At 67.5% G+C, this 6942-nt stretch carries 7 protein-coding genes and 2 pseudogenes; 6 read left to right on the forward strand and 3 right to left on the reverse strand.

Going from position 1 to position 6942, the window contains the following annotated elements; translation table 11 throughout:
* The first annotated feature begins 3 nt into the window (after positions 1-3).
* Genes FCG67_RS23230 through truA form a run of 3 tightly spaced genes read left to right on the forward strand, consistent with a single transcriptional unit; the run spans position 4 to position 2519 of the window.
* A complete protein-coding gene (locus FCG67_RS23230) occupies positions 4-1068 on the forward strand; it encodes a DNA-directed RNA polymerase subunit alpha (protein ID WP_077040853.1) in 1065 nt (354 codons plus the stop codon).
* A gap of 33 nt (positions 1069-1101) precedes the next feature.
* The gene (gene rplQ, locus FCG67_RS23235; protein ID WP_077040854.1) at positions 1102-1647 is read left to right on the forward strand and encodes a 50S ribosomal protein L17; all 546 of its coding nucleotides are present in this window, start codon (positions 1102-1104) and stop codon (positions 1645-1647) included.
* A gap of 2 nt (positions 1648-1649) precedes the next feature.
* A complete protein-coding gene (gene truA, locus FCG67_RS23240) occupies positions 1650-2519 on the forward strand; it encodes a tRNA pseudouridine(38-40) synthase TruA (protein ID WP_136911949.1) in 870 nt (289 codons plus the stop codon).
* A gap of 15 nt (positions 2520-2534) precedes the next feature.
* On the opposite strand, the gene FCG67_RS23245 is transcribed toward truA, so the two are convergent.
* Positions 2535-3548, reverse strand: coding sequence for an EamA family transporter (locus FCG67_RS23245; protein ID WP_136911950.1), 1014 nt, complete (start codon positions 3546-3548; stop codon positions 2535-2537).
* An 83-nt stretch (positions 3549-3631) separates the two neighbouring features.
* Between FCG67_RS23245 and FCG67_RS25725 the strand changes: the two genes are divergently transcribed.
* Positions 3632-3916, forward strand: a complete 285-nt coding sequence (locus FCG67_RS25725; RefSeq protein ID WP_136911951.1) for a CGNR zinc finger domain-containing protein — start codon at positions 3632-3634, stop codon at positions 3914-3916.
* On the opposite strand, the pseudogene FCG67_RS25265 reads toward FCG67_RS25725, so the two are convergent.
* Together FCG67_RS25265 and FCG67_RS23260 are read right to left on the reverse strand one after the other, a co-directional pair.
* Positions 3821-4195, reverse strand: a pseudogene (locus FCG67_RS25265) (PAS domain S-box protein); the annotation flags it as partial. The gene FCG67_RS25725 and the pseudogene FCG67_RS25265 sit on opposite strands and share 96 nt — an antisense overlap.
* A 120-nt stretch (positions 4196-4315) precedes the next feature.
* Positions 4316-5458, reverse strand: a complete 1143-nt coding sequence (locus FCG67_RS23260; RefSeq protein ID WP_136911953.1) for an acyl-CoA dehydrogenase family protein — start codon at positions 5456-5458, stop codon at positions 4316-4318.
* A 55-nt stretch (positions 5459-5513) separates the two neighbouring features.
* On the opposite strand from FCG67_RS23260, the gene FCG67_RS23265 reads away from it, so the two are divergent.
* Together FCG67_RS23265 and FCG67_RS23270 are read left to right on the forward strand one after the other, a co-directional pair.
* Complete coding sequence (locus FCG67_RS23265; RefSeq protein WP_136911954.1) at positions 5514-6104, forward strand: TetR/AcrR family transcriptional regulator; 591 nt, start codon at positions 5514-5516, stop codon at positions 6102-6104.
* 173 nt (positions 6105-6277) lie between these two features.
* Positions 6278-6942, forward strand: a pseudogene (locus FCG67_RS23270) (Ig-like domain-containing protein); the annotation flags it as partial.

Consider the following 6942-nt stretch of genomic DNA (forward strand, 5'->3'; position numbering starts at 1 on the left):
CACATGCTCATTTCTCAGCGACCCACGCTGACCGAAGAGGTCATCGCTGACAACCGCTCGAAGTTCGTCATCGAGCCCCTTGAGCCCGGCTTCGGGTACACCCTCGGCAACTCGCTTCGCCGCACCCTGCTGTCGTCGATCCCCGGCGCTGCTGTCACCAGCATCCGTATCGACGGCGTCCTGCACGAGTTCACCACCGTTCCCGGTGTGAAGGAAGATGTCACCGACATCATCCTGAACCTCAAGGGCCTGGTCGTGAGCTCCGAAGAGGACGAGCCGGTCACCATGTACGTCCGCAAGCAGGGCCCCGGTGCCGTGACTGCAGGCGACATCGTGCCCCCGGCCGGCGTCACGGTGAACAACCCGGATCTGCACATCGCCACCCTGAACGACAAGGGAAAGCTGGAGATCGAGCTCGTCGTCGAGCGCGGTCGTGGCTATGTCCCCGCCGTCCAGAACAAGGCGTCCGGCGCCGAGATCGGCCGTATCCCGGTCGACTCGATCTACTCGCCGGTGCTCAAGGTCACCTACAAGGTGGAGGCCACCCGCGTCGAGCAGCGCACCGACTTCGATCGGCTCGTGCTGGACGTGGAGACCAAGAACTCCATCACTGCTCGGGACGCGCTCGCCTCGGCGGGCAAGACCCTGGTTGAGCTCTTCGGCCTGGCCCGTGAGCTGAACGTCGAAGCAGAAGGCATCGAGATCGGACCCTCGCCCGCCGAGGCCGATCACATCGCTTCCTTCGGACTGCCGATCGAGGACCTGGACCTCACCGTCCGTTCCTACAACTGCCTCAAGCGCGAGGGTGTTCACACCGTCGGCGAGCTGGTTGGTCGCACCGAGTCCGATCTGCTGGACATCCGCAACTTCGGTCAGAAGTCCATCGACGAGGTGAAGGTCAAGCTGCATTCGCTGGGCCTTGCCCTCAAGGACAGCCCGGCCTCCTTCGATCCGACCACCGTTGCCGGCTACGACGCCGCCACCGGTACCTGGAGCGACACGGACGCCGGTGCCTTCAGCGACGCCGAGGGCAACGACCAGGACTACGCCGAGACCGAACAGCTGTAGTCAGCTCACCGGTTCCTTACTAGGAGATTCATCATGCCCAAGCCCAAGAAGGGTGCTCGCTTCGGCGGGTCGGCTTCGCACCAGAAGGCGATCTACGCCAATCTGGCCACCGCGCTCTTCGAGCACGGTCGCATCACCACCACCGAGGCCAAGGCCAAGGCCGTGCGGCCCTACGCCGAGAAGCTCATCACGCACGCGAAGGCCGGCACGCTGGCTCACCGTCGTGAGGTGCTCAAGGTCATCCGCAACAAGGATGTCGTGCACACCCTGTTCGCGGAGATCGGTCCGTTCTACGCGGAGCGCGATGGCGGCTACACCCGCATCATCAAGACCGTCCCCCGCAAGGGTGACAACGCTCCGATGGCGATCATCGAGCTCGTCAAGGAGCAGACCGTCACCTCCGAGGCCGATCGCGCGCGTCGCGTGAAGGCTTCGCAGGAGGCCCCGGCCGAGAACGTCGTGGAGGCCGTTGAGGCCGAGGCGACCGAGGCCGAGGTCGAGAACGCGGACGCAGTCGTGGAGGCTCTCGAGGACGAGACCGCCACCGCCGCCGACGCGGACGAGGCCAAGAAGGACTAACGCTGAACGCGTCAGAACCTCGCAACGAACCCGTCGCCCCCTCCGGGGGTGGCGGGTTCGTTCGCTATCGCCTCGATGTGACCTATGACGGCACCGACTTCTCCGGCTGGGCGCGCCAGCCCGGGCTCCGCACCGTGTGCGGGGTGCTCGAGCAGGCATTGTCGACCGTGTTCCGCGAACCGGTCGAACTGACCGTCGCCGGCCGGACCGACGCGGGCGTGCACGCGGCAGGACAGGTCGCGCACATGGACCTCGCGGCGCCGTTGGACGACCCCAGCCGGCTGGTTCGCCGATTCGCGCGGTTCCTGCCGCCGGACGTCCGGATCAAGGCGGTCACCGCGGTGCCCGCGGAGTTCGACGCCCGGTTCTCGGCCATCCGCAGGCACTACGAATACCGCATCAGCACCGCGAAGTACGGCGTCGAGCCGTTGCGGGCCCGCGACACCGTCTCTGTGCCGAAGGACCTGGACCTCGACGCGATGAGCCGGGCGTCGGCCGGGCTGCTGGGTCTGCACGACTTCGCCGCGTTCTGCAGGCGCAAGGAGAACGCGACGACGGTCCGCGAGTTGCAACGCTTCGAGTGGGTTCGCGACGGTGACATCGTCATCGCGCACGTCAGCGCGGATGCCTTCTGCTGGTCGATGGTCCGCAGCCTGGTCGGCGCGATGCTGGCGGTGGGCGAGGGCCGCCGCAGCGTCGAGTGGACGGTCGGGCTGTTGGAGCAGCGCGAGCGGTCGAGTTCGGTGCTGGTCGCGCCCGCGCACGGGCTGAGCCTGGTGCGGGTCGACTACCCGGCCGAGGAGGACCTCGCCGAGCGCAACGCCGTCACCCGTGAGGTGCGGGCGGTGCCAGGCGGCTGCTGCGGCGACTGATCGCCGAGTGTGCAGCTACCGAGGCATCGGCCGAGAGGGCGGGTCGGTGACTGCACACTCGGCTGGGTGCGGCGCGGGCAACGGTGGGCGTCGGTCGCCGGCGCCGCCGAGCCGGGCGAGCGCGATGCCGCCGAGCATCCCCGCACCACCGACTACCTGGACGGGCGTCATCGATTCGCCGAGCAGGATCCACGAGGCGATGACGGCGAACAGCACCTCGGTCAGCAGGACCAGCGAGGTCAACGTCGGCCCGATCCGGGCGACCGCGGCGCTGCCCGACAGGTATGCGACGACGGTGCTCACGAGGATCAGCAGGGCGAGCGGGACGAACCAGGCCAACTCGACCGACCCCAGCGTGGTGTCCGCGGCCGCCACGCTCAGCGGCAGCACTCCGATCAGTCCGACGCAGCCGATCGCGACGGCGCCGACGCTCATCCCGGTCGCGGTCAGCACCAGCGGGCTGAACGTGTCGGAGGTCCGGTCCGAGATGACGAAGAAGCAGGCCAGGCAGACCATCGAGATCGTCGACCACGCGACGCCCGCGAGGCTGACCTCGACGGGCCCGAACAGGTCGAGCACGCCAACCGCGCCCGCCAGCGCCAGCCCCGTGCCGACCAGGGTCACCGGGCCGGGGCGCTCGCCCCGAGTCGCCCACGCCCAGCCGATGACCAGTAGCGGCGCGAGGAACTGGATCATCAGGGCGACGCCGACCGAGAGGTACTGCAGCGCCAGGAAGAAGCTGGCCTGAACGCCGGCCACCGCCATCAGGCCGTACAGCACGATCGTCTTGGCGTGCCGGTGCGCGGTGCGCAGCCCGGCCGGGTCGGCAATCGCGGCGATGACAAGCATCACGACGGCGGCCCCGGCAATCCTCGCGAGCACCGTGCCGCCGGGGGACCAGCCGACACCCATCAGCGACTTGGCGAACGGGCCCGACAGCCCGAAGGCGAAGGCGGAGAGCACGCTCAGGGCGGTACCGGTCCGGATCACCACGGCCGCGCTGCTGTGCACGTCGGCGACTCCTGTCATGGGTGAAAGATGATCAGCGCAATTGTCGCAGTCGGGCAGCGACCGCGACTCGGTGCAGATCGTGAGCGCGTTGCTCCGGGAGGATGGCGATAGTGGACATCATCCGCGTCGGCGACGTCGACCCGCTGGGGCACTGCGTGGCACCCGAGTGTGATCGGGTGCTGATCGAACCGTCCCGCAACAGGTCCCGGCGGTATTGCGATGCGGGAGATTGTGGGACCGGGCGAACCTGGCGGCGGTCAGCCTTGCTGCGCGACGCCCTCGATCACGGTCATCACCACAGTTTCGGCGTTGTGGCGCGCGACCGATTTGTTCACCTTGACCCGGATGACGCCGCCGTCCTTGCGCACCAGATCGACGTCGGCTGACAGGCCGAGTTGCTCGCCGTTGATCAACTGGGTGTGTCCGCGATCGTGTTCTTCGATCAGGCTCGGATGGACGAATTGGCGAGGACCCAGGGTGCGCGCCTCGGGAAGTGAATACCCGAGGAGGTCTGCGAAGGCTCGGTTGACATCGATAACGTGATCGTCGCTCTTGTGCACGATCACCGGCATGTTGACGTTGTGGATGAGTGACCGATAGTGGGCACCACTGATCGCACTCACGGAACTCGAAGACACCCGCGACCTCCCGACTGGTCTGCGCACGCACTCGATCCAACGTTGTGGATCGTTCAACCAATGTGACAGCGGGGGAAGTGTAAGTGCAACGTGATGGGCGACACATCGGTTTTCTGTGTATAGAGCACCGAAATGGTTTTGTTCCGGTCAGCCCGCCAGTGACCGGGCGATCACGAGGCGCTGAATCTGATTGGTGCCCTCGAAGATCTGGGTGATCTTGGCCTCGCGCATGTACCGCTCCACCGGGAAATCCTGGGTGTAGCCGTACCCGCCGAAGACCTGGACGGCATCGGTGGTGACCTTCATCGCGGCGTCGGTGGCGACCAGTTTCGCGACGCTGGCGTTGCGCGAGTAGGGCACACCGGCGTCGCGCCTGCGCGCCGCGTCCAGGTAGGTGGCACGGGCCGAGTCGACCGCGGCGGCCATGTCGGCGAGCAGGAATCCGAGGCCTTGGTGGTCGATGATCCGCCTGCCGAAGGCCTTGCGTTCCTTGGCGTATGCGACGGCGTCGTCGAGGGCGCCCTGAGCGAGCCCGACCGCGACCGCGGCGATGCCGAGGCGGCCCGAGTCGAGCGCGCTGAAGGCGATGGGCAGGCCCTGTCCCTGCGCTCCGATCAGTCGCTCCTGCGGGACGAAGGCATCGTCGTAGTGGGCGGACGTGGTGGGGACGGCGCGCAGCCCCATCTTCTCCTCGGGCTTGCCGAAGCTCAGTCCCTCGGTGCCGGAGTCCACCAGCAGGCAGGAGATGCCGCGCGGACCGTCGTCGCTGGTGCGCGCGAACAGGGTGTAGAAGTCGGCCCGGCCACCGTTGGTGATCCAGGCCTTGGATCCGTTGATCCGGAAGCCGCCGTCGACGGGCGTCGCCTTGCAGCTCAGCGCGGCGGCGTCGGAGCCGGCCTGTGGCTCGGAGAGGCTGTATGCGCCGATGGTGTTGCCGCCCAGCATGTCCGGGAGCCACCGGGACTTCTGCTCATCGGTGCCGTGGGTGGCAAGCGCGAAGCAGGAGAGGCTGTGCACGCTGGTCGCGACGGCGACGGCTGCCCACCGCGCGGCGAGTTCCTCGAGTACCTGCAGATACACCTCGTACGGCTGGTTGCCGCCGCCGAACTCCTCGGGATACGGCAGGCTCAGCAGCCCGGCCTGGCCGAGGGCGGGGAAGACGCCCTCGGGGAAGGTCTCGGTCTTCTCGTGCTCGTTCACCTTCGGTGCCAGCACCTTGTCCGCGACGTCGCGGGTCAGTTCGATCAGGTCGCGGGCTTCCTGGCTGGGCAGCAGGCGTTCGACGGGCACGGCGGTCTCCTCTGGTGAGTAGTACTAGAAAAGATACTGCAGTACAGTTACTGGTATGGCAACCCGGTCCAGTGCCCCGGCCGTTCGTGGCGCCGCGCGGCGAGCGCAGCTGCTCGATCAGCTCGTCGACCTGCTCCTGGAGGAGGGCTTCGCCCACCTGACGCTCGACGACATCGCGGGCAGGTTGCGGTGTTCGAAGTCGACGCTGTACGGGCTCGCGGACAGCAAGGAACAGCTGGTTCGCGCCGCGACAGTGCATTTCTTCCGGGGCGCCACCGAGCGCGTGGAGTCCCGCCTCGACGGCGTCGTCGGCGCGCGCGAACGAATCGGGACCTACCTGGAGGCGGTGGGCGAGCAGCTCCGGCCGGCCTCGACCCGCTTCATGGACGACCTCGCGAGCAACGCGGCGGCCCGCGAGATCTACGAGCGCAATACCCGGTTCGCCGCCCGGCGGGTGCAGGAACTGATCACGGAGGGGGTTCGGGCGGGCGAGTTCCGGGACGTCAATGCCGCCTTCGTCGCCGATGTGGCCGCGGCGATGATGGTGCGCATCCAGCAGCGCCGGGTCGCGGAGTCAACGGGGCTCCCGGACGCCCAGGCGTATCTCGAACTGGCGGCGCTGCTCACCCACGGTCTCGCGGTATGAACCTCTGACCTGCATCTTCACAGTTGGACGAATGTCCGCGACCGTAATCATCTCAATTTGGCATCGCAGCGCGGTCGCGGTTGGTTATGGTTGCCGCATTTCGTGCGATCTGTAACCGGTTCTAGGTTCTGGCTATGCATTCGCGCGGTCCCTGGATGCATGGAGGAACAAGAATGTCACATGCGGTGATGCGTCGTGCGGTGGCGGCGGTGAGTGGCGCAGCCCTCGCGGTGCTCGGTCTGGGGATCGGCGGTGGTGTCGCGTCGGCGGCGCCGGGCTCGGTGACCTGGGACGACGGGAGCGAGCGGATCACCCGCACGATCAGTGACGTCACCCCGGCCGCGGGCGACACCATCACGTCGACGACAGTCTTCGACCGGACCGGTGGGGTTGTCGAGTACATCCAGCAGGTCAAGGACATTCATCCGCCGTGCCTGACCTACGTGGAGGGTTCCGCGAAGGTCGACGGCTCGCCGCGCGGCCTCGACAGCCAGGGCGCCGACTTCGCGAAGGTGGCGGGCAGTTGGGCGCTCTACCCGCACATCTCGCCGAACCTGCGGACCTTCGAGTTCTCCTACAAGGTGGGCGCCGATTGTGCCCGCGGCGTGCCGCTGATGACGACGGTGCACTACTCCGGGACGCTCGGCAGCGGCACCTATGACAGCAAGGGGCCGACGGTGTCGGTGTCCGAGACCGCATCCACGACGACGCTGACGGTGCCTGCGACGGCGAATGTCGGTGCTGCGGTTGAGTTGAAGGCGACCGTTGCTCCGGCTGCCGCTGCCGGCACGGTGCAGTTCAAGGACGGCGCCGCGAATATCGGTGGTCCGGTTGCGGT

The sequence above is a fragment of the Rhodococcus oryzae genome (genome assembly GCF_005049235.1).
In the GTDB taxonomy this organism is placed as follows: Bacteria; Actinomycetota; Actinomycetes; order Mycobacteriales; family Mycobacteriaceae; genus Rhodococcus_G; species Rhodococcus_G oryzae.